General features: G+C 37.1%; 18 protein-coding genes and 1 pseudogene. 13 read left to right on the top strand and 6 right to left on the bottom strand.

Going from position 1 to position 23,817, the window contains the following annotated elements:
- Nucleotides 1-155: 155 nt before the first annotated feature.
- The gene (locus FAY30_RS27375; protein ID WP_190284769.1) at nucleotides 156-293 is read right to left on the bottom strand and encodes a hypothetical protein; all 138 of its coding nucleotides are present in this window, start codon (nucleotides 291-293) and stop codon (nucleotides 156-158) included.
- Between the two features lie 120 nt (nucleotides 294-413).
- Nucleotides 414-1,640, bottom strand: a complete 1,227-nt coding sequence (locus FAY30_RS24510; protein WP_149872295.1) for a C40 family peptidase — start codon at nucleotides 1,638-1,640, stop codon at nucleotides 414-416.
- A 576-nt stretch (nucleotides 1,641-2,216) separates the two neighbouring features.
- Between FAY30_RS24510 and FAY30_RS24505 the strand changes: the two genes are divergently transcribed.
- The gene (locus tag FAY30_RS24505) at nucleotides 2,217-2,723 is read left to right on the top strand and encodes a hypothetical protein (RefSeq protein ID WP_149872294.1); all 507 of its coding nucleotides are present in this window, start codon (nucleotides 2,217-2,219) and stop codon (nucleotides 2,721-2,723) included.
- A 134-nt stretch (nucleotides 2,724-2,857) separates the two neighbouring features.
- On the opposite strand, the gene FAY30_RS24500 is transcribed toward FAY30_RS24505, so the two are convergent.
- Entirely contained in the window at nucleotides 2,858-6,511 is a 3,654-nt protein-coding gene (locus FAY30_RS24500) for an Ig-like domain-containing protein (protein WP_149872293.1), read from the bottom strand.
- A gap of 573 nt (nucleotides 6,512-7,084) precedes the next feature.
- Between FAY30_RS24500 and FAY30_RS27370 the strand changes: the two genes are divergently transcribed.
- Nucleotides 7,085-7,240, top strand: coding sequence for a YwzD family small protein (locus tag FAY30_RS27370; protein WP_190284768.1), 156 nt, complete (start codon nucleotides 7,085-7,087; stop codon nucleotides 7,238-7,240).
- 267 nt (nucleotides 7,241-7,507) lie between these two features.
- On the opposite strand, the gene FAY30_RS24495 is transcribed toward FAY30_RS27370, so the two are convergent.
- On the bottom strand, nucleotides 7,508-7,672 hold the full coding sequence (locus tag FAY30_RS24495; protein ID WP_149872292.1) for a Spo0E family sporulation regulatory protein-aspartic acid phosphatase: 165 nt from the start codon (nucleotides 7,670-7,672) through the stop codon (nucleotides 7,508-7,510).
- An 835-nt stretch (nucleotides 7,673-8,507) separates the two neighbouring features.
- Here FAY30_RS24495 and FAY30_RS24490 point away from each other — a divergent pair.
- The 7 genes and pseudogenes from FAY30_RS24490 to tagH form a co-directional block, all read left to right on the top strand.
- Nucleotides 8,508-9,779, top strand: coding sequence for a glycosyltransferase family 4 protein (locus FAY30_RS24490; RefSeq protein ID WP_149872291.1), 1,272 nt, complete (start codon nucleotides 8,508-8,510; stop codon nucleotides 9,777-9,779).
- Nucleotides 9,727-11,058, top strand: a complete 1,332-nt coding sequence (locus FAY30_RS24485; RefSeq protein WP_149872290.1) for a glycosyltransferase — start codon at nucleotides 9,727-9,729, stop codon at nucleotides 11,056-11,058. Before FAY30_RS24490 ends, FAY30_RS24485 begins: the two co-directional genes overlap by 53 nt.
- Before the next feature lie 55 nt (nucleotides 11,059-11,113).
- Nucleotides 11,114-13,006: a methyltransferase domain-containing protein gene (locus FAY30_RS24480; RefSeq protein WP_190284767.1), complete on the top strand. Its 1,893-nt coding sequence runs from the start codon at nucleotides 11,114-11,116 to the stop codon at nucleotides 13,004-13,006.
- Nucleotides 13,007-13,011: 5 nt separating this feature from the next.
- Complete coding sequence (locus tag FAY30_RS24475) at nucleotides 13,012-15,219, top strand: glycosyltransferase (protein WP_149872288.1); 2,208 nt, start codon at nucleotides 13,012-13,014, stop codon at nucleotides 15,217-15,219.
- Between the two features lie 44 nt (nucleotides 15,220-15,263).
- Nucleotides 15,264-16,541 carry a nucleotide sugar dehydrogenase gene (locus FAY30_RS24470; RefSeq protein WP_149872287.1) on the top strand — a complete coding sequence of 426 codons (1,278 nt, stop codon included), beginning with the start codon at nucleotides 15,264-15,266 and terminating at the stop codon, nucleotides 16,539-16,541.
- The gene (locus FAY30_RS24465) at nucleotides 16,538-17,341 is read left to right on the top strand and encodes an ABC transporter permease (protein ID WP_149872286.1); all 804 of its coding nucleotides are present in this window, start codon (nucleotides 16,538-16,540) and stop codon (nucleotides 17,339-17,341) included. Before FAY30_RS24470 ends, FAY30_RS24465 begins: the two co-directional genes overlap by 4 nt.
- Before the next feature lie 16 nt (nucleotides 17,342-17,357).
- Nucleotides 17,358-18,149 (top strand): annotated as a pseudogene (tagH, locus tag FAY30_RS24460) (teichoic acids export ABC transporter ATP-binding subunit TagH); the annotation flags it as partial.
- 247 nt (nucleotides 18,150-18,396) lie between these two features.
- On the opposite strand, the gene FAY30_RS24455 reads toward tagH, so the two are convergent.
- A complete protein-coding gene (locus tag FAY30_RS24455; RefSeq protein ID WP_149872284.1) occupies nucleotides 18,397-19,725 on the bottom strand; it encodes a right-handed parallel beta-helix repeat-containing protein in 1,329 nt (442 codons plus the stop codon).
- A gap of 134 nt (nucleotides 19,726-19,859) precedes the next feature.
- Here FAY30_RS24455 and FAY30_RS24450 point away from each other — a divergent pair, with 134 nt between their 5' ends.
- The 4 genes from FAY30_RS24450 to FAY30_RS24435 all read left to right on the top strand — a co-directional run bounded on the left by FAY30_RS24450 (nucleotide 19,860) and on the right by FAY30_RS24435 (nucleotide 23,012).
- Nucleotides 19,860-21,092 (top strand): accessory Sec system protein Asp2, encoded by a 1,233-nt coding sequence (locus FAY30_RS24450; RefSeq protein ID WP_149872283.1) that lies wholly within the window; start codon nucleotides 19,860-19,862, stop codon nucleotides 21,090-21,092.
- A gap of 150 nt (nucleotides 21,093-21,242) precedes the next feature.
- Entirely contained in the window at nucleotides 21,243-21,515 is a 273-nt protein-coding gene (locus FAY30_RS24445; protein ID WP_149872282.1) for a hypothetical protein, read from the top strand.
- A 152-nt stretch (nucleotides 21,516-21,667) separates the two neighbouring features.
- On the top strand, nucleotides 21,668-22,819 hold the full coding sequence (gene wecB, locus FAY30_RS24440; protein ID WP_149872281.1) for a non-hydrolyzing UDP-N-acetylglucosamine 2-epimerase: 1,152 nt from the start codon (nucleotides 21,668-21,670) through the stop codon (nucleotides 22,817-22,819).
- Nucleotides 22,803-23,012, top strand: coding sequence for a hypothetical protein (locus tag FAY30_RS24435; RefSeq protein WP_190284766.1), 210 nt, complete (start codon nucleotides 22,803-22,805; stop codon nucleotides 23,010-23,012). Before wecB ends, FAY30_RS24435 begins: the two co-directional genes overlap by 17 nt.
- 56 nt (nucleotides 23,013-23,068) lie before the next feature.
- On the opposite strand, the gene FAY30_RS24430 is transcribed toward FAY30_RS24435, so the two are convergent.
- On the bottom strand, nucleotides 23,069-23,815 hold the full coding sequence (locus FAY30_RS24430) for a hypothetical protein (RefSeq protein ID WP_149872279.1): 747 nt from the start codon (nucleotides 23,813-23,815) through the stop codon (nucleotides 23,069-23,071).
- Nucleotides 23,816-23,817 lie beyond the last annotated feature (2 nt).

Below are 23,817 nucleotides of genomic sequence, written 5' to 3'. Positions count from 1 at the left end.
AAGTCGTCGATAAAAAGTAAAAAGTTGTTGATAAACCTTGGGAAGTTGTCGATAATAGCTTCAAAGTCGTTGATAGTAAGCCAAAATTCGTTGATAAAGCTCCAAACATCGTCGATAGATAACCCCCAAAATCAAAAAAGCCACTCCCCTGATCATCAAGGGGATGGCTCGGTATTGGTAGTTTCTGTTTTTGGCATATTAGAAATGTACTCAAATAATTGCGTCAAATACTTGTTTAGTTCAAATCCATCCTCATTTGCAAACTCCGAAAATAGCAGACCGCTCTCCTTCATCCTTAAATCCCCCTCATAATAAGAACTATCCTCAGTATGGACAAGCTATCAATCTTTTAAACCTCACAAAATCAAAAAAGCCAATCTCCCAAAATAGGAGACTGGCTCGGACTAAACGATTTAGTAGAATCGCTTAAACGCCGCAAAATGCGCTTTATAATAGCTGTTGCTTAAATTAGAGATCATAACTCCTCTTTTTTCATCGGCATGAAGGAATTGATTGTCACCGATGTAAATACCCAGGTGGGAGATTCCCTGTTTATAGGTATTTTGAAAGAATACGATATCGCCGGGCTGAGGACTGTCAACATAATAGCTGCGGTCATAGTAGCCAGCGGCGGAATAGCGGCCGATCTTGTTGCCGGCCTGGTTCGCGACATAATAGATGAACCCGCTGCAATCGAAGCCGGACTTGGTGCTGCCGCCCCACACATATGGCGTCCCCATTAAACTCTTTCCTATAGTGACCATCTTCGTTGAAAAATCACCCTGCGGGACAGGTGCCGGTGCCGGAGTTGGCGCAGTACTCGCCGTGCCCGTTACCTTCAGTTTTTGCCCGACATAAATCATGTCGGAGGATAAGCTGTTCAACGCCTTCAAGTTTGCCACAGTCATGTTGTATATACCGGCAATCTTGCCAAGCGTATCCCCACTTTTGACCACATACTCACCAGATGCCGGCGGCTGTACAGCTGCTGGAGGAGGAGTCACAGGAGTCGGGGCGGACGCACCCGTCACTTTCAGCTTCTGTCCGACGTAGATCATGTCGGAGGTCAAGTTATTCAATGTTTTCAACTGCTGAACCGTCATGCTGAATCGGACACCAATTTTGCTCAGGCTGTCGCCGCTTTTGACAGTGTACTCACTCGTTGGGGCTTGCACACCCGGTGTCGGAGCTGGTGCTGGCGTCGGTGCCGGTTTCGCCGGCTGTGGCACAGTTATGGTCACCGTTTGGCCGGGAGCGGATACCTTCAAGACTTGTCCCACATAGATCAACGTGCTTTTCAGACCATTCCACTGCTGCAGCTCGCCGACCGTCACACCGTAGCGGTTGGCGATTTTGATCAACGCGTCACCGCTGACAACGGTATAGGTGGTCTGCTGTACAGCCTGGACAGTTGAAGTCTCAGGAGCGGTGGAAATTTGCAAAATTTGATTTTCATAGATACGGTCGGATGTCAGACCGTTCTGCGCCTTAATGCCATTGACAGTCGTCTTATATTTGGAGGCGATTTTCGATAGGGTATCGCCTTTTTGGACTTTGTAGGTATCTGCAAGGGCCGAACCGGCAAAAAGTGTCGAAAAAAGAGCAGTTGTCGATAGTGTGCGAACAATAGTTTTCTTCATCTAGTAAAAATCACCTCAAAATTTCATATTTTTCTTCATTTTACCATAGTTTGCTAACGTTTTGAGGGAAAATATTGCGAAACTCGAAGAATTCACAAGAATAATAGTGGGTTTTGCCGTAGAAGGGGTAGGATTTGATGGGAAAAATAGACTCGAATCCAGTACGGATACCGTCAATCAGCTAATTTCGGGTTTCTATCAGCGAATCTGAGGGTTCAATCAGCGAATTTCGAAGTTCAATCGGCGTATTTCACACTTCAATCAGCGAATCTAAAAAACAACAAACTTTCAAAAACTCTTAAAGAAAATAACTCCCAATCCAAACGAAAACATCGCCTTTAAAAGGAATATAAATTACCCTTTTTAAGGAAAAACCCAAAAACGGTGCCTGACACCATAAACAACACGAGCATAATAGAAAGAGTGTCAGGCACCATTTGGGAATATTCTCCTATTCGGATTGTGCTTTTGAGGACAAAACTCCCAAAATGTGTGAACAAGAATGGAATAAGAAGGATTCTGGCGTGCTCCCGCTGAAATTATAGTTGTATATTACATTTTTAGGGAGATGTCATCATGAGAAGTAGCCGGCCTTATAAATCTCCATATGCTGCCATGCTTTGGTCACTTGTGCTCCCGGGCTTTGGGCAGCTGTACACCAAGGAATACTTGATTGGCATAGTACTGCTTGTATTAGAATTCTTGATCAATCTAAACTCAAACTTAAATTTGGTGCTCCTCGAGGCATTTGATGGCGACCTTGATGCTCCCCATCAAATAATTGATTACAGCTGGGGCCTGTTCTATCCATCGCTTTACGGCTTTGCGATGTGGCAGGCGTTTAATTCGGCAATAGTCAATAACAACAAGCTCGAAGGCAAGGCGGTCGAAAAAAGAACCTATCTTTCCGGTTTCTTTATTGGCCTGGTCATCGGAATGGATTTGGGTCTGTTTTCGCATGACTCCCCCATCATGAAGGTCTCTACATTTCTAGACAATCCCGTGTTAAACGGCATCTTGTTTGGGGTGCTGTTCGGCATCATGGCGCACTTCGTGGAAAATAAATATTATCGAAAAAAATGAAAAGGATGCTGAGGGAGAAAGAAGAAGCTTGGATAAGAGAACCTGCCGCATTTATGCGTGGCATAAAAAAGCCAGCCCCACACTTTCATAAGAGGACTGGCTCGTAATAACGTATTCAGATATCTACCTAATGATTATTTTTTCCATGCCCCGCTTGGATCAAAGTAGTAGGACTTGCCGGAAATTTGTACCCAGCCGGTTACCATGACGCCGCTGGTATTAAAATAATACCAGGTAGTTCCAAGTTTCACCCAGCCGGTTTGCATGATGCCACTTGCATTTAAGTAGTACCAGGCAGCTCCGTTTTTGAGCCAGCCCGTTTTCATTACGCCGTTGGCATTTAAGTAATACCAGTTAGCCCCGTCTTTGAGCCAACCCGTTTTCATAGCACCACTGGCTTGTAAATAATACCAGGAAGTGCCAAGTTTAAGCCAACCCGTTTGCATAGCACCGCTGGTATTTAAGTAATACCAGGTAGTCCCGGTTTTGAGCCAGCCTGTCTGCATAGCGCCGCCGCTGTCAAGGTAATACCAGGTAGCTCCGTCTTTCACCCAGCCCGTTTGCATGGCTCCGCTCATGTCAGAGTAATACCAAATTCCATTTACTTTATACCAGCCTGTTTTTACAACAAAGGTAGCTGGATCATAGTAATACCATGTTCCATTATCTTTTACCCAGCCGGATAGTTTTTTCGAAACAACAATGGTTGTTTGATCACTGACGTTACCGGCCACATCTGTTGCCGTAATGGTTAAGGTAGTTCCAGCTAGTTGACCGGTGATAATAATGGTAAAATGACCATCTGTACCAGCGACTCCAGAACCAATGATCTTCCCGTTTGCTGTTACTTCAATTTTTACACCAGGTTCAGTATGCCCGGAAAGGGAAGTTGCCGTTTCAGACACTGGATGAACAACTGGCTTAGCAGGGGCCGTTACGTCTTTGACAACCAAAGAAGCAGCGTCACTAACATTGCCAGCAGCATCTGTAGCCGTAACCGTTAATTCTATGCCAGCCGCTTGTTTTGCAATCGTAACTGTAAATTTACCATCAGTTCCAGTCACAGCAGAAGCAATCACAGCTCCGTTCGCTTTCACATCAACTTTAGAACCAGCTTCAGCAGAGCCAGTCACAGTCAAATCTTTATCGGTTACTGGATTCACCACTGGTTTAGCAGGGGCCGTTACGTCTTTGACAACCAAAGAAGCAGCGTCACTAACATTGCCAGCAGCATCTGTAGCCGTAACCGTTAATTCTATGCCAGCCGCTTGTTTTGCAATCGTAACTGTAAATTTACCATCAGTTCCAGTCACAGCAGAAGCAATCACAGCTCCGTTCGCTTTCACATCAACTTTAGAACCAGCTTCAGCAGAGCCAGTCACAGTCAAATCTTTATCGGTTACTGGATTCACCACTGGTTTAGCAGGGGCCGTTACGTCTTTGACAACCAAAGAAGCAGCGTCACTAACATTGCCAGCAGCATCTGTAGCCGTAACCGTTAATTCTGTGCCTGCCGTTTGTTTTGCAATCGAAACTGTGAATGTGCCATCGACACCAGCCACAGCGGAACCAATCACAGCTCCGTTCGCTTTCACATCAACTTTAGAACCAGCTTCAGCAGAACCAGTTACAGTCAAATCTTTATCGGTTACTGGATTCACCACTGGTTTAGCAGGAGCCGTAACGTCTTTGACAACCAAAGAAGCAGCGTCACTAACATTGCCAGCTGCATCTGTAGCCGTAACCGTTAATTCTGTGCCGGCCGTTTGTTTTGCAATCGTAACTGTGAATGTGCCATCGACACCAGTCACAGCAGAAGCAATCACAGCTCCGTTCGCTTTCACATCAACTTTAGAACCCGCTTCAGCAGAACCAGTTACAGTCAAATCTTTATCGGTTACTGAATTCACCACTGGTTTAGCAGGAGCCGTAACGTCTTTGACAACCGTAGAAGCAGCGTCACTAACATTGCCAGCATCATCTGTAGCTGTAACCGTTAATTCTATGCCAGCCGCTTGTTTTGCAATCGTAACTGTGAATGCGCCGTCGACACCAGCCACAGCAGAAGCAATCACAGCTCCGTTCGCTTTCACATCAACTTTAGAACCCGCTTCAGCAGAGCCAGTTACAGTCAAATCCTTATCGGTTACTGGATTCACCATTGGTTTAGCAGGAGCCGTAACGTCTTTGACAACCGTAGAAGCAGTGTCACTAACATTGCCAGCAGCATCTGTAGCCGTAACCGTTAATTCTGTGCCTGCCGTTTGTTTTGCAATCGTAACTGTGAATGTGCCATCGACACCAGCCACAGCGGAACCAATCACAGCTCCGTTCGCTTTCACATCAACTTTAGAACCCGCTTCAGCAGAGCCGGTTACAGTCAAATCTTTATCGGTTACTGTGTTTACCACTGGTTTAGCAGGAGCCGTAACGTCTTTGACAACCGTAGAAGCAGCGTCACTAACATTGCCAGCAGCATCTGTAGCCGTAACCGTTAATTCTGTGCCGGCTGTTTGTTTTGCAATTGTAACTGTGAATGTGCCATCAGCACCAGCCACAGCAGACCCAATCACAGCTCCGTTCGCTTTCACATCAACTTTAGAACCAGCTTCAGCAGAGCCAGTCACAGTCAAATCTTTATCGGTTACTGTGTTTACCACCGGCTTTGCGGGAGGGATAATATCTTTAACAGTGAAATTTCCTGCGCTTAAAGCAGCCGCGCCGATAACAGCAACATTATCATTAATGTCTGTTATTTCAAGGGAATCTACCGTCCAGTTTCCTTCTTCGGTAGTTCCAGCAACAGAAAACGCACCAATGAAATGTGTGCCGTCAATTTGGAGTGGGACCGCTACTTTTGCCTGACTTTTAGGTGCCTTGTAATACAAAGTTGCTGAAGCCAGACCTGATTCATCCGTAGCGTCTACTGTAAAATGAACTGTATCTCCCGATGCTACTAAACTTTGATCAATCGATAGTTTAGTAAACATAGGAGGATTTAATTCAGAAACAACCTTAAACGCACCGCTAGCCATCTTTTGGGACTCCGAATCAAGATTTACATTCAGAGTATTCCCGGAAAGGTCCACAATGGAAAGATAGCTTACTGAATAAACACCAAGTGCCGCTAGATTGGATAGGGTGATTTTTCCTTCAAATGCATTTGTATCAGCATTATTAGTCAAAGATACTTGAATTTCCTTGTTTGCAGGGGTGTGATACTTCAAAGAAATAAAGTTGATTCCTCTATTATCTGATGCTTTCACACTTACAGAAACAGTATTCCCGGTAAGAATCTTTGTCTTATCAATACTGATGCTTTCAAATACCGGTTTTTGCAGGTCAGGACCAATGGTGCCAACTGTGCCGCTCACGGTAAATTCACCGGCAGCCATTTTTTCAGGGGCTGTAGATGACTTCAGAGTGATGGTATTATTGCTAGTATCAGTAATCGTAAGGGCATTGATTGTATAGCTGCCCGAATCAAAATTATTGTCAATATCAACCGTACCCTCATAGGCATAAGTTTGATTATTCAAAACTAGTTTGACTGGAGTAGCCTTTTTAGTAACAGGGGTTAGATAGCTCAATGAAACAGAACCAATTCCTACATCATCCGACGCCCTCACACTCACTTTTACAGTATCACCGGCAGTAGCTGTTTTTTTATCTACGCTAATGCTCTCAAATACCGGCTTGGTTACATCCGTAGCTGCAGATGCACTATAAACCGGTGCGGTACTGATAATAAGGAGTATAGCTGAAAGAATGGAAAAAATTTTTTTCAACCGAAGTCCCTCTCTTTCTGTTCTCGCTCTCTCTTTATTTCTTGTCAAAAAATGTAAATATTTAGAGTTTGATTCCCCTTTCAAATTATTTTTAAAAGAATCTTACAATTGAATAATAATACTAAATGAAGCCTTTGGATGAAGGTAATTATGACAAATTAGAAAAATTTAGGAGAAAAAACTATGCAGATAGTAGTAACTCGGGTTATAATCTTTATTTCTATCAAAAAACCTCTAGTAAACAAGCTAGCTAAAGGAAAAACCGGACACTAAACAGGATTCGACAATAGTTAAGAATCAAAAGAAGAAATCATTTTGATTAGGTATCAAAAACTAGTGCGGGCCGTTGCATGATTCTGCATATCTAATTTAGGGTGGAGAATCCGGAGAAGAAAATAAAAATAGGAAACTTTTTAGTCTTTTGCCAGCGTGCTGAATACCAAAATCAAAAACCTCCACTGCTTCGACAAAATTCATATATTTTCCACAATTCCGAACTGGAAATGTATTTACAATCCAATTGCCTTCTAGTAGAATAGGTAACTAAATAGATTAAGAGGAGGATTTTGGAATTTGGAGCGGGAAGCGAAGAAGAATGGCTCGAATATCACCGATTTTTCAGAGATTATGAAAAAGGCGTATGATAAAGGTATAAGTGAGACAGAAATCACGCTGGAAAAAATGATGGAAGAATTAACAGCAGACTTGCGACAATTAGTTGTCTGCTAAATATATAGAATAGATTGATAAGGCTGTTGAAGGGATTCCATTTCGACAGCCTTTTTGTTTTGTGAAAACAGCTCATAACTATCACTTTATTCAACATTTATTATTTCGAAAAGAGGATCGTTATACAAAGGAAATAATGAATGATGGAGTCTGATCTCATGTAAAAGTTAGATAGATTGTATTTTTGATAATGTAAAAACATGAAATGACCGAAAACCCTATATAAAAAATGATGAAATAAGAGAACGAATTTCCAATGGGTGTCCGTTACGAAATGAGTCCTTTATGTTTCTCCGTTTTCATCAATAAGTTTAATAATTGATCTAACTGCTGGCTGCATTCAAGCGTTTGCTCCGAAGTAGGTCCGTACTTTTCCGCTAATTCAAACATTTCATGGCGATAATTTTCAATGAGGATTAATAAAGATGACATTCAAAGACACTCCTAGTAAAAGGTTTTGAGTTTTAGACAGGTATATAATACCATTTTAGGGGCATTTTGTGGAATAAAAAACCAAAAACTTGGAACTTGGATGAAATAAAGGAGTTTAGCTGAAAAATAGCCTGAGTTTGCGAGTGAGAGGAATGGTGTAAATGGATTAACCGGCTAGCAGAACAAAGAAGGAATAGAAAGAATGGAGGAGCTGGACTTTATTCGTGAACAAGGAGTGCATTACGGTCTAGGAAATGCTTGAGGTAAACCAAATGAAGAAGTAATACCAGGAAGCATCCCGCCGTAATGTCATCATCATCACCCAATCTCACTGATCAGTAGTGGAAAAAGAGTGTGGTAGAAAAGGATGGGTGCTATGGTAGCGTATATTGGTGATATTGCTGACTATCAAACAGAAGAGTGAACCCGATAAAACACTCCCTAAAGCGGACTTAGGGAGTTTTTGTCATGTCCATTCAAAGTCCCAGATTGATTAAAGTAAGACCATGTTCAACACGTAAAACCCACCAATCGTCGCATTTAATCTCTGTTGAAAAAAGGATAAACTGGTTTCAATGAAAGACCTTAGAGGGGTCATTGCAAATGATGATGATCTAGTTTCCCAAAACCTGCTGGCACAATATTTTTAGTTATTACCGGAATAGCATGTCAGAGGAACACCTATCTCACTCATTTTAGTAGCTCGGATATCTAATGAAAAGATAAGTGTTGAATCTCTTATTTTTACATTAGATATTTTTTTATTGGTTGAATTTAATAATCAGAGTTAGTGAAGCATGACAGCAAAATTGAAATAGAAAAAGGGGTAATGGAAGTGAAACGTGTACTAATTATTTCGCAGCATTTTTACCCGGAAATAGGGAGTCATGCCAACCGCATTAAACACCTATATACATTGTTGGGGAAAAATGATTTTGATGTATCGGTGCTCACTACTGAACCTTCATACCCAAATAAGAAGATTTATCAAAATGAAGAATTTTGGGATGAGGAGTCATTGAATGACGATCATTCGCACATTAAAAGAATTAAAATTAGCAGCAGAAAATATTCAAATCAACTATTGAATCGCTTATTTTATTACTTGGAAATTGCGTTCAAGTTTATATGGCTAATTCTTCAAGATAAACAGAAATATGATTATATTTTTGTTACCTCACCACCGATTTTCACCGGATTTGTCGGCCTTTTTGCTAAATATAGATACAAAACAAAGTTCATTTTAGATATACGGGATTTATGGCCAGAATCGTTAAAAGGGGTAGGAGTATTTGATCATGATCTCATTCTGAAATTCTTTGGAGCTTTAGAAAAAATCCTGTATAAAAAGTCCGATAAAATCGTCATCAATAGTATGGGGTTTAAAGAGTATATTCAAAGGAAAGCAGGAATTCAAGAATCCAAAATCCTTTACATTCCCAATAGCGTAATCAAAGAAGAACTAGCTCCGATCAAAAGGAAAAAGGGGACACGAAAATTAATTTATGCCGGTAATCTTGGGCTTGCGCAAAATACGGAAATTATTCATCAACTCGTCCCTCTTTTAGCGGAGCATGACATTCAGCTAACGATTATTGGTTATGGAGTCCATAGGAGGCAGCTGATTGATTCGATTAAACAGTATAAAAGTGTAAAATTTATGAAACCAATGACCAAAAAACAATGCTTTAAAGTGATGGCTGAACACGATTTAGGAATAGTAACCTTAAAGGACAAGGAAGTCTTTAAAACGGTTCTGCCTGGAAAAATGATTGATTATATGACATGCGGTGTTCCAATCCTTGGTGTGGTGGATGGATACGCCAAGGATTTAATTAATCATGAAGGTGTAGGAATAGCAATAAATGGCAGCGATCCACAACAAATAGTTACACAAATTGTCAAGCTGTTAGAGAACGACCCAGTAAGAACACAAATGACTCGAAAAGCACAGCAACTTATTCTTACTCAATTTAATTGGGAGATGAATATTGCTAGTTTGGTAGAATACATGAGTGATACTAGGTTATCGCGGCAAAGGGAGGATGCAAAAGATGTCGAAAAAAGTGTGCATGTTCGTATGGAATCACTTCACAAACGATGCTAGAGTATTGCGGGAATGTACAGCATTATCGGAGGCAGGGTATGAAGTCGATTTAGTGTGTATCCATGATCCAAAGGATGCTTCACTGCCAAGATTTGAACAAAGAAACGAAAACTTTAAGGTATATCGACTTAGAAGATATCCCGTTTTACTTGAATTAATCCAGAAAGTATACAGGTGCTCCTTACAACATAAATTGTTTGGAGCCTTTTTATTATGTGTATGGGGATTGTTGATATATAACGTCCCGGTGTTATTTTCGATTATAACTTTATTAGCTGTAATAATATTGAAAACAAAACTTAACATTGTTTGGATTAGAGGAAGTCTTATTCTTCGCATGATTCTAATGGGCTATAGAAAGAACTACGATATCTATCATTCGAATGACTTAAATACACTGTTACAAGGGTATATTTCCTCCAAATGGCGCTTGAAATGTAAAAAATTGATATATGATTCCCATGAGGTACAAACGAGCCGTACAGGATATCAAAGTCCGGTTTATGGGGATTTAGAAGGTTTTTTAATCAAAAAGATTGATGATATGATGGTAGAAAATCATACGAGAGCAGTCTATAACGAAAAATTGTACGGGTTTTATCCAAAGGTTGTTCATAACTATCCGTTTAAACAAACAAGTATGAATGACGAAAGAGTCGATCTACATGGGATATTAAATATTCCAAAACACGAAAAAATTCTACTTTACCAGGGGGGGATTCAAACTGGTAGAGGTTTAGATAAATTGATAAAAGCCGCACCACTTTTTAATGAAGGAATTTTGGTTCTCATAGGTGATGGGAAAATCAAAAAAGAATTACAAAATATGGTTCGAGAAATGAAACTTCAAGACAAAGTGAAATTTCTTCCAAAGGTTCCGCTAGCGGAACTGCCAAAATACACGAGAAATGCTTATGTAGGTTTTCAAGTATTAAACAATGTATGTTTTAACCACTATTCAGCTTCATCGAATAAATTATTCGAATACATGATGAGTGGAATTCCAGTAATTGCTTGTGATTTTCCTGAAATAAAAAAGGTGGTAGAGGAAGAGCAGACTGGGATTACAGTAGATTCTCATAACTATGAAGAAATAGCTGCTGCCGTTAATAACTTGCTTTTAAATCCAACATTAAGGGAACAATTTAGTCAAAACAGTATTGCTGCCCGGTTTAAATATAATTGGGAAGAAGAGAAGCAAGAATTCCTAACTATTTATAGACATGTCATTTATAAAGGGAAAAGTAATTTCCAGACATCAACTAATTCGAGTATATAATACGTTGCTGCTAAACACTGATATAAAATTTCTACCACTTAGAGAGGAAAATGAAATGACTAAAAAGCCATTAGATAGAATCTCAGAAGCCTATAAAGGGAATATGGGGGAAGACTTTAGTGTAAAAACCAGAAACCGTATTAATTGGATTGTTAACCAAGTTAAAGGAGAGCATATTTTAGATATAGGCTGTTCGCAAGGAGTAGTACCCATTATTTTAGGCCGTGAGGGTAAAAATGTTGATGCGATTGATATTGCGCAGGAATCGATTGACTATGCAAAATCGGACTTAGAAAATGAGCATGCTACGGTTCAACAGAAGGTTACATTTAAAGTGGCAAACTTTATGACCGAAAAAGAATTGGAATCTTCCTATGAAACAATCTTATTAACAGAGGTACTTGAACATATATCGGACCCCTATAGTTTTCTAAAAAAAATTTTTGATCACTTAGAGAACGATGGTCTATTAGTAGTAACCGTTCCTTTTGGAATTAATGATTACTTTGATCATAAACGCACGTATTATTTTTTAGATTTGTATGATCATTTGTCTACATACTTTTCTATTGAAAAAATAGAATACCTTGGAAATTGGGTTGGTGTAGTTTGTAAAAAGACTTCAGACACGAAGCTGTTCTCCAATAAGGGGACATTTAGTCGTGAGGTGATCGAAAAGCTAGAAAAGGCTTTTTACACGGTCGAAAGAGGCTTAGTAACGAGAATTGAGAACTTCCAACATACTTTAAGACAGAAAAATGAATATGTGAAAAACCTACAAGCGCAGCATAGTCAATCTATCGAAAAGTATAAAGAACAAGTTGTACAACGTGATCATCAGATTAAAGTGTTAAACGACTATCTAAGTGAACTTAAAAAGGTAGAAAGTAAGAATAGTAGTGAAACAATAGAGGAGAGAGAAACAAATCGAAGACTTTTGCAGCAAGTGAAAGAGCAAAACCATCAAATTCATTCATTAATTGATAAAGTAGAAAATCAACATCGCAGTTATATTGAAAATTTTAATAAACAAATAGAACAAAAGGAAATAGAAATTTATAACCTAAGGGAAAACTTAGAACAGCTTACGATTCTTTCCGACAAGAAGGTTGAGGAACTTGTTCAAAAAAATGTACATATTGAGGAATTAAAAGAACAGTTAGAACAAAATAAAATGGAATTTAATCTTGCAAAGGAGATCAATAAAGTAATCCAAGAGGAATTAAAAAAAGAGATTGAACAAAGCAGAATTCTTTTAACTCAAGAAAACGAGAAGAATAAGGTTACTGAAAAGAAGTTAAAAATTCAATGTGAAGAGATGAACGAAAAAGATGACGTCATTTTAGAACTAAACAAACAGGTAACAATGTTGAAAACGGAGCTGTTGAATACTTTACAGAATGAAGAGAAGGGACTCAAGCATTATTTAAAAGATAAAGAGGAATTACAGGTTCAATCAAACTTCAATCATAATCATAAACAACTTCTTGAAGAGATGAACGAAAAAGATGACGTCATTTTAGAACGAAACAAACAGGTATCAATGTTGAAAACAGAGCTGATGAATACTCTAAATAATGAAGAGAAGGAACTCAACCATTATTTAAAAGAAAAAGAGGAATTAAAGGTTCAGTTAAACTCCAAAGTTAAACAACTTCTTGAAGAAAATAAGATAAAAGATGACGTCATTTTAGAACGAAACAAACAGTTAACTTTGTTGAAAACGGACCTGCTGAATAATTTAAATCATGAAGAGAGCGAACTCAACCATTATTTAAAAGATAAAGAGGAATTAAACCAAAAAGAACAAGTAATTAAGGATTTAGAGAACAAACTCAACCTTTTGGAAAGAAGATATTTAGCATTAAAAAATTCAAAGCTTGGTTCCTTAACAATAAAATATTGGCAGATGAAACGTAATTCAGCTAAAAAGATTTCTAGGGGGTAAATGCTTTGAACAAGCAAGAAATTCTAAACAGATTGAATGAAATACAGTTGCTCAGGAAAAAAATAAATCTGATTGTTACGCCAGCGTTAACCGCAAAACCAAAGGAAAATGTACATATACCAAAATATAAAAAAGGAATCAGCGTCATTGTTCCAACGTATAAAGGGGAGAAGGTAATTATAAAGTGCCTAGATTCACTTTATAAACAAACCTTAAAACAAGAACTGTTTGATGTCATTATCATTATGAATGGGGAAAAGGATTCTACTGAATCAATTGTTAATAATTTCACAGAAAAACACAAAATAACTAATGTTACTTTACTCTATTCTTCTATAGCAAGTGCTTCCTCTGCTAGAAATCTTGGATTGCAGCATGCCGAACGAGAATATACTGTGTTTTTAGATGATGATGATTATATTTCAACTAATTTCCTGGAAGAGATGTTAAAGCATGCTCAACCTGATACAACGGTTGTTTCACAGATTGTTAATATAAGCGAACAAGGAAAAGCTGACCATGATAATGCGATTAACAAACAAATCATCAGTGCAGAAAAAAATGAAGAAAATAACTATTTATCCTTAAATATGGTAGCTACTATTAATGCATGTAAACTGGTCCCTACAATATGCCTAAAAGACATACAGTATAAAACCGAATTGAAAAGTGGAGAAGATGTAGTATTTTTTATCGAACTATTTGTAAAAAATGATCTAAAATTCAAAGTCATACCTATTGATAAGCAAGCGATTTATTATAGAGTTTTACGTGATAATTCCGTATCACGTCAGTCAATGACGTTTGATTTCTTTATTACCCAAAGATTAGCAGTTATTAAGCAGCTGGACCTATTGCTTGATCAAACGACGGACGTGAATAAGCTAACATTTATTAAACAAAAAATAAATGCCCAAACATCTTTTATTAATAGATATCTAAAGGAAAATAATCAAGATCGAGAAAAAGTAGTTAGTGAAATGAAAAAGCTAAAAATATCCTATCTGCCTTATAAAATAGTCAATCGAGGGCTGGCTGATAAGTTAATTATTTCTTATTGTTTCCCGCCATATGTTGATACGAGCGGAAATGTAATGGCAAAACGGATTCGAAATATGAACGAAGTAGTAGACGTTGTCTACAATAAAATGGATAAGGTTCGAGAAAAAGACACCAAGTTAAATTACATAATAGACGACCTGATCGAAGAGAGGGTAGAAATCCCTTCTTATCCAAGTTTCTCAAATTGGAAAGCCATTGATGATTTCTGTAAATTAGGAATGGACAAAATTGGCAAGACAAAAAAATACAAAGAGATATATAGCCGTGCTATGTGGCCAGGCTCACATTTTCTTGCTTACAAATATAAAATGCTTAATCCGAAAGTAAAATGGGTTGCAGAGTTTTCTGATCCTCTCCTGCTAGATATACACGGAAATACAAGGGAAGCAAAGATTGATGATGAGTCATTTATAAAGAAAACCAATCAATTAATTGCAAAGAAATACAAGCTCCCAGCTGTGAATGATGCCAACTTATTTTTCTGGTGTGAGTATTTACCTTATCTTTTTGCTGATGAGTTAATATTCACCAATGAAAATCAACTTAAATATATGGTAGATAGTTTCCCTGTTAAGAGAATAAAGAAAATGATTAAAAGTAAGGCAGTGATCTCACCGCAGCCGACACTTCCTAAAGAGTTTTATAACATGAAGGAAAGTAATTATGCCTTAGATAAAGAAAAGGTGAATATTGCTTATTTCGGTACTTTTTATCAAACAAGAAACTTAGATGACTTGTTTGCGGGTCTTGAAAATGTCAACGAACAACTTAGAAAAAATGTTAATCTTCATATTTTCACTGCCAATCCAGCGTCTCTACAAGAAGACTTAAAGGGAAGTAAGGTAGAAGAATTTGTGAAGGTGAACCCATATGCAAGTTACTATGAATTCCTTCATTTAACTACTGCTTTTGATTGCTTGGTTGTTAATGATGCAAAGACGAAAGATAGTAAACCAATAAATCCATATTTACCATCGAAATTAAGTGATTACATGGGCAGTGGCACAAAGATTTGGGGGATATGTGAAAAAAATAGTATTCTAAGTAACTCCCCGCTTGCTTATAAATCTGAGATAGGAAATATAGAACAAGCTACAGGTGTATTTGAACAAATAGTCAACGATAAAAAGAATGCAGCTGTTTTAGTCTAATAGATTCCATCTTGATCATATTAAATTGCTAGGAGGAACGTAAAATGAGAATCTGTACAATTGGTTTAGGGTATATTGGTTTACCAACATCGATTATGTTTGCAAAACACAATGTTGAAGTGGTAGGCGTGGACGTAAATTCAGCAGTTATAGATTCGTTAAATAACGGACATATTCATATTGAAGAACCAGGTTTACAAGAAGCATTAGAGGAAGTAATCAAAAAGGGTACGTTTAAAGCCTCATTAAAGCCTGAGAAAGCAGATGCATTTATAGTGTCAGTTCCCACACCGAATCATGATGATCAGTATAAATCCTGTGATTTAACCTATGTGGTTAGCGCGGTCAAATCTGTATTGCCTTTTGTTGAACCAGGCAATGTGATTATTGTTGAATCGACCATTGCCCCGCGCAGCATGGATGACGTCATCAAGCCATTAGTGGAAGCAGCTGGTTTTACAGTAGGAAAGAATATTTTCCTTGTGCACTGTCCAGAACGAGTATTACCTGGTCAAATTCTTCATGAACTTATTTACAATAACCGTATTGTTGGCGGAATGACATCAGAATGCGCTGAAGCTGGTGCATTAGTATACAGTACGTTTGTTAAAGGAGAAATCATTAAAACCAATGCAAAAACAGCGGAAATGTCAAAGTTAATGGAAAATACGTTCAGAGATGTAAATATTGCTTTGGCAAATGAATTAGCAATGGTTTGTAATGAGTTAGAAATAAACGCACTAGATGTTATTCAAATGGCAAACAAACATCCACGTGTGAACTTGCATACGCCTGGTCCCGGGGTTGGCGGGCATTGCTTAGCTGTTGACCCATACTTTATTGTGGCGAAAGCACCTGAAACGGCTAAATTAATTAACTTATCACGTTCTATTAATACAACTATGCCAGATTATGTAGTTAATAATGTGAATAAGTTAATGAAAAATATGGATGGCAAAGTAGTAACCGTATTTGGTTTAACCTATAAAGGGAATGTCGATGATATTCGAGAAAGTCCAGCGATGGAGATATTTGAATGCCTTAAAGAGCAAAATCAATTTGAAGTTAGAGCCTATGATCCTCACGTTCAACATGACTGGGTGATGTCTAATATGGAAGAAGCGGTAAAAGGCTCTGATTTAATCGTAGTTTTATCAGATCATGATGAATTTAAACTAATCGAAGGAACAGAGTTAGCAGCCATGAATCAGAAGCGGATTTTTGATACAAAGAACGTAGTGAAGGCTGTCTCGGAGGATGTAGAGTACATAAATTATGGTAATTTATTTGAATCTCTTAAAAAGGAAGCAACTCTTGTATGAACGTAATATGGCAAGTGATGAAGGAACAACTTCTTCATTTGAATCTGATTTTTCGATTAAGCTTTTTTGAGGAAAAAAGTAAATATACTACGCACTACCTGGGTGCATTTTGGCAAATATTGAATCCTATGATTCAAATTGGCGTCTATTGGTTTATCTTTGGCTTTGGAATAAGAGGGGGATCTTCTGTAGAAGGGACCCCATTTCTTCTATGGCTAATTGCGGGGATCGTTCCATGGCTTTTTATAAATCCTACTTTAACTCAGGCTTCAAATAGTATCTATGCAAATATAAACCTAGTTTCTAAAATGAAATTCCCTGTAAGTGTGCTGCCCTCTATAAAAATTATCGGAAATTCATTTGCTTTCTTAATCATGATCGTACTATCACTAGGAATTATTAGTTTAAAAGGGTTCTTCCCTGGAATGTATCTATTACAATTACCATATTATTTACTCTGTCTTTATTCATTGCTTTTGAGTTTATCATTATTACTTTCCTCGCTGACAACCATTGTTCGAGATATTCAGCAAATGGTACAGTCAGCAATGAGGATCATGATGTATGTATTACCAATAGTTTGGAATGTTCATAGTTTACCTGACACAATGGTTGATTTTTTACAGTTGAATCCTTTCTTCTATATTATTGAAGGTTTTAGGAGTTCATTATTAGGTGGAAATTGGTTTTTCAATGACGGGACGTATACTTTATACTTTTGGCTGATCACCTTATTCATTTTTTTTGTTGGATCAAGTATACATGTAAAATTCCGTCATAAGTTTGTTGACTATATTTAATTGGAGGCTTTAAATAATGAGGCCGAAAATCGCATTTTCAAAAGTATCAAAAAGCTTTAATTTATATAAAAAACAATCCGATAAATTAATGGAGATGATATCCTTTAAGAATAATAAGGATCGCTTTTATGCACTGAAAGATGTATCGTTTGAGATTTATGAAGGGGAAGCGGTAGGAATTGTAGGATTAAATGGATCGGGCAAATCAACCTTATCCAATTTACTGGCTCAGATTATTCCTCCTACTTCCGGAAATATTAAAATTAACGGTGAATCCTCGTTAATTGCCATTTCGGCTGGATTAAATAATCAGTTATCTGGTATAGAAAATATCGAACTAAAGTGTTTAATGCACGGCTTAAAGAAAGAAGAAATTGAGGAGCTCAAGTCCGCAATTATTGAATTTGCTGATATCGGTAATTTCATTCATCAGCCTGTGAAAAGTTATTCAAGTGGAATGAAATCACGCTTGGGATTTGCTATTTCCATTCATACAAAACCCGATATATTGATTGTTGATGAAGCTCTTTCTGTGGGAGACCAAACATTTTATAACAAGTGTTTAGACAAGATGAATGAGTTTAAAAGTCAAGGGAAAACCATTATCTTTATCAGTCACTCTATTTCACAAATTAAGGAATTTTGCGATCGAGTGATGTGGATCCATTTTGGCAGACTTGAAAGATTTGCTGAGGCTGAAATGGTGGTTCAAGAATACACTGAGTTTATTAAAATGTTTAACGCCTTAACTAAATCGGAAAAGAAAGAGTACAGGGCTAAAATGTTAGAACGGCAATATAAAGAAGATCATCACGAACCCATTCATTCTAATGGGACAGATCGAAAAGGTAATAAAAGGGAGAAGCAAAGGAAAGCTTTTTTTACAATACAGTTCATTCTTCTTTTCCTAGCCGTCATATTTAGTGCTTCATTAATGTTTGGTATCCATCGTGTCCATGGTGCGGGGTAATAGATAAACAGTACCTTTGGGAAAATAAGCTGATTGGAAAAGTTTCTAATCAGCTTATTTTTGAGTTTTATCTTAAATTACTGCTTTACTGTTCCAGAGAATTATTTCTTATTAGAGTGGAGCGTCTGCCTGCCATTTGTTTGTTATCGGAGATATGTATGTTGGTGTTTGAGGATAAAATGTTAATGGCGGGATATAATCCGTCTCCGCCCCAAAACCGATTATCAGCAACTGTAATATTGGTACCGTTTGCTCCAGAGATGGGGATAACCGCATCTGCAATAGAATTAGCAATGATCTGACTATCTGTTATATTATTCCAATAAATTCCGCTGGCTGTTACCCTTCTTCCATCCAAAAGGACTAGCCCGCCTTGAATAATATTTCCTTTTACCAGTATCCCTGACGCTTTTCTAGTTGAATCTCCACTTAGACTAATACCTAAGAAGAATGTTGCATCCAGTTTGTTGCCCTGAACAATAATAAAATTGGAATGAATAATATCAATTAGGTTAGCGGCATGCGGTAAATCATCTTTACTCAAGGTATTGATATGTGTATTATTTAGGATCTTTACATTGGATGCTTGGACTTTTATGGCTCGCCTATTACAATTCTTAATCATGTTATTTTCTATCATTCCTTGCGCATTTAGAAACGTAACTTGTCCATTATTAAAGAGAAATTGGATAGCATCGCCTTCTTCACCTGTCACACCGTCAATTGAATTATTTCTTATAATATTCGGTTTAGAAGCAGCTTCTTTTGATGTGACTAAAATGGCACGAGAAGCACCAATATTATCACCGAATTTACCGTTTTTTGTCCCTCGTATGTTTTTGATTGTGCTCTGTTCAATAAGCACACCATTTGAAGTTTGAGCCTTAATGCCGAATGCAGTTTGATTGGAACCATAGATATTGTCGATTTTACTATTTTGAACTTGGCATCCATCACCCAGGATTAAAATTCCACCTGCAGCTTTGTTGTTTCCATTTAAATCAACCGATACAATACTTTGTTCACCTGTAACAGTAAGCATAATCATATTTGCTGTGTCAGCTATAATGACAGCACCATCGGTTTTAATGGTTCTGCCAGCTTCAGATGAGCGTAATCCTGATGTGATTTTAAAAACACCATTTTTTAAAACTTTATTTTTCCCCGGTGCATCCAGCCATGCCTGGAGAGCTTTCGTATCGTCTGTTATGCCATCTCCAACAGCACCAAAGTCTTTCGGGTCAACTTTTTCATGGATGTTGTCGTGCTCCGTTATTAAAAATGGTTTGTTATCAAGGCGATCGGTTTGATCGGAATAATGAATAGCAATGGGTATAAGAATGAATAAAATAACTGTGACAGCAAGAAAAATGATTCTATGAATCTTCTGTTTAAACATTGTTGCTCCTTTCATGAAAAGCCCTGCATTTAACCATTATAACAGTTTATCTGTACGATACGTCAGGATCAAATGATCAATGAATGGATTTAGAACTTTACTACTAATAGTTATCAAAAAAATAATTAGACTGAAATAGGTGAATAGTAATGTTGTTAAACGAAAAAATATATAACACAAACCTTCCTATTAAATATATCTTTGAAGAAGGGCAAGTGAATAAAGAGTATCTACTTATCGTTTTTTCGGGATTTGCAGAAAACACTTCCAAAGTTAAACATGCATACAACTACATGAGGACACTTAAAACATTTGATTGCCATAAGTTATTTATATTAGATGACTACGGTCCTACAGGCTGTTATTATATTGGCGAAAATATGAGTTTTGAAGTAGAAACATCTGTTATGTCTCTGATCACCAATATGATGAGAAAATATAATATTAAATATGAAAATGTTATTCTAGCCGGCTCTTCAAAAGGAGGCAGTGCAGCCCTGTATTTCGGATTAAAATATAATTTCGGTTATGTCATTGCAGGTGCTTTTCAAACAAAAATTGCAGATTATGTGACCATTCGACCGGAAGCCTATGATTATATGCTCGGAAGTACATATAATGAGAAGGAGCACAATCATTTAAATGATATTATTTATAGACAACTAGATAAGGAAATATTCACAAAACTATTTTTTATGTCGAGTATCAACGATTGGCAGCATCCAGAGCACCTACAGCCTTTTTTAGAGGTGTTAACAGAAAAAGGTATTTCTTTTACCTACTATGAATGTGATGAAATGCGGGATCATTCAGATGTGGGCAACCATTTTCCGAAGTTCCTATTTGAGAAGTTGTTTTTAATTCTTTATTTTGTTGATTTACAGGAAATAACGTATTCCCTAAAAGGAAATACTCTTATTGGAAAGGTAAGTGTTTCCGATAAATTTAATCATTTAAAGTTTTATTTAGTCATAAAAGAGTATAATCAAATTATTTATTCTAACTTAAATGAAATGGAATTTACCCCCAATGCTACTGGGTTTTATACACTAGCTATGCATGTAATGAAAGATAATCATATCATCTACCAAAAGGACTTATTGGAGGAATTTATCAGTACGGGGGAATATGAGCTGCAAGAAGTTCTTTATCAATTGAATGAAAATGATATAGAGATTGAGATAAAAACAAATTCCAATGAATTAACCTATGCTTATTACATTTATAAAGACGGGAAAATACTGGATAAAATTATGTACCAACAAAGCCCTAAAATGAAATTCCCTTTAAATGGAAAGGGGAATTACCAAGTACAGTATTATATTAAAGATCAAAAAGGGAAAATATCAGTAAATAAAACAAAATTACTATTAAAAAAATAAATGGTTGAGTAGAAGAAAATTATAGATTTGACTAAATCATCAAATGATACCCCCATAATCTAACAAAATATTTACTGATTCTATGAGATAGTAAAGTTATAATAGTCAGAGGCGTGAAAACGTTAAACTAGAATACAGGGGGTATTTTTTATGATTTTTGTAAGTGATTCCTTAGGCCTTAAAGAAACGATGCTTATTTCTTTAGAAGTATTTTCGGATAGTAAGTACCCTGCTTTGAAGGAATGGGCACAATCAATCCCAACTGATGCCGGCCAGAGCAGCTTTGAGCTAACACCAGAGCTTGAAGAAAGGTTAAGAAGCTGTATAAACGAGTTTAAAAAAACAAAAACGTATTTTTGGCTGAGAGAAGACTTTAAAAATATAGTCTATGATGTGGAATTACAGCTAAATAAAAAAGCATAGTAAAATGACAAAGTAGATTAGGAATATTCGCCAATCTGCTTTTTTTTTACGTTTGAATAGGTACTATTTTCTATTAGTTAATACCCTTGAGCTCGTATCCTTATTATTATAAAATTTGGTGGATTCATTCATACATAAAGGGGAGCTTTGAAATGAAAGATAAAATTAAGGTTATGACCGTGTTTGGAACCAGGCCAGAAGCAATCAAAATGGCTCCACTCGTAAAAGAATTAGAAAAAAACAGGGAAAAAATTGAATCGATTGTTACAGTTACTGCGCAACATCGCGAAATGCTTGATCAGGTACTTACTATTTTTGAAATTGTTCCTGATTTTGACTTGAATATTATGAAGAAAAGACAATCATTAATTGATGTAACAACCCGCGGTTTAGAGGGCCTAAATGATGTATTTCAGAAAGTAAAGCCTGATATAGTTCTGGTACATGGTGATACGACGACGACGTTTATTGCCGGATTAGCAGCATTTTACAACTCGATTACGATTGGACATGTGGAGGCGGGATTGCGGACACATAATAAGTACTCGCCATACCCAGAAGAAATGAATCGGCAGCTTACTGGTGTCTTAGCGGATCTTCATTTTTCACCAACCAGCCAATCAAAAGAAAATTTATTAACGGAAAATAAAAAGGAAGAAACCATCTTTATTACAGGGAATACAGCCATTGATGCATTAAAGACAACAGTTAAAGGGAATTATTCACACCCTGTTTTAGATAAAATAGGTGATGACAGATTAGTTCTAATGACGGCCCATAGACGGGAAAATCTTGGAGAACCAATGGAAAATATGTTTCATGCCATCAGACGTCTTGTTGAAAAGCACGAAGACATTCAAGTCGTATACCCTGTCCATATGAACCCAGTTGTTCGTGAGATTGCGAATCGAGTACTTGGAGAAAACAACCGAATTCATCTAATTGAACCACTTGATGTCATCGATTTTCATAATTTCGCATCTAAGGCCTATTTAATACTAACGGATTCAGGCGGTGTCCAAGAAGAAGCACCATCACTTGGCGTTCCTGTATTAGTATTAAGAGATACAACTGAACGTCCTGAAGGTGTTTCAGCAGGTACGCTAAAGTTGGCTGGAACAGAAGAAGAAGTGATCTTCAAACTTGCGGATGAACTCTTAACAAATCGTGAAGCACATGATCGAATGGCCAAGGCTTCAAATCCATATGGTGACGGCCATGCATCTAGAAGAATTGTCGATGCCATACTTTATCATTTTGGTGATCAAGAGGAAAGACCTAAGGATCTTGGTGAAGAAATATAAAGAGGATGAATCCGAGGATAAGGGCGTAAATGAAACGGAAATCAGAAATTCGATCAAACTAATTGTTGAACCATTAACTATCAAACAGAATAGTGAACTTAATCAAACACTCCCTAAAGCAAACAGCTTAGGGAGTGTTTTCAAGTCTCTTCATATTGCCGTTTTATTGAAAAAGAAGGCGGAAAATCGATGATCCACCTGCAAATCGAGAGAGGAAAAAAATTTATAAATATAATCACTTATATTCGACTATGCTACCTTTATAATTTTCATAGATAGTTCAGGTAGTGTTGAATACAGGTTATGTATAAAATCACTATCTAAAGTTGCTAGGAAATCATAATCATTCGATTTTGCAATAGCTAAGTGGAATGAATCAGTGATATCTAGCTGCAAAAATCGCATATTCGTTTTAGCTACCTGATAATCTGGCTCTGCCTTGGAATCTAGAACCTCGAAGCTGAAATCAAGTTCAGATCTCATACAATTTATAAAAGATTCAAACTTAGTTATAGCAATATTATAGAAAGTATCAAGTTTTTTTCGCTTAATCTCATTCTCTTTCGCCATCTTAATTAATTCTGAAATATTTACATTAACCTCTTTTTTATATAGGCGTAGGATTTCTTCTTTTTTTGCTAAGGAGTAAAGATATCTTGCGGAATCCAAATTAACCAATTGTTCTTTTTGGAATAGAGATAATTTTTCATAGCCATCTTTAGTTTGGTTTATTAATCTATTATTCTCGTGGAAAATTTGCAACGAACCGAGGATTAACATTTGGAAAATACGATTTATCACTTCTGTCACTGTATGATTACTAATACCTAGTGTTACATCAGGGTATTCAGCCCAAGTATCTAATACTCTTGCAACATCTGGGCGTCTTTTATCCGATTTATCTAAATAAGTTAAAATAAAACAAGCATCCAAATAAATAGATGCCCCAGAATAATCTTCTGAATCTATTTTTTCACCATCAATGATAAAGTCCATAC

The organism is Bacillus sp. S3 (assembly GCF_005154805.1).
Classification (GTDB): domain Bacteria; phylum Bacillota; class Bacilli; order Bacillales; family Cytobacillaceae; genus Neobacillus.
The sequence above is the reverse complement of the archived record's forward strand: the minus strand, read 5'-3'. Positions and strand labels throughout refer to the sequence as shown.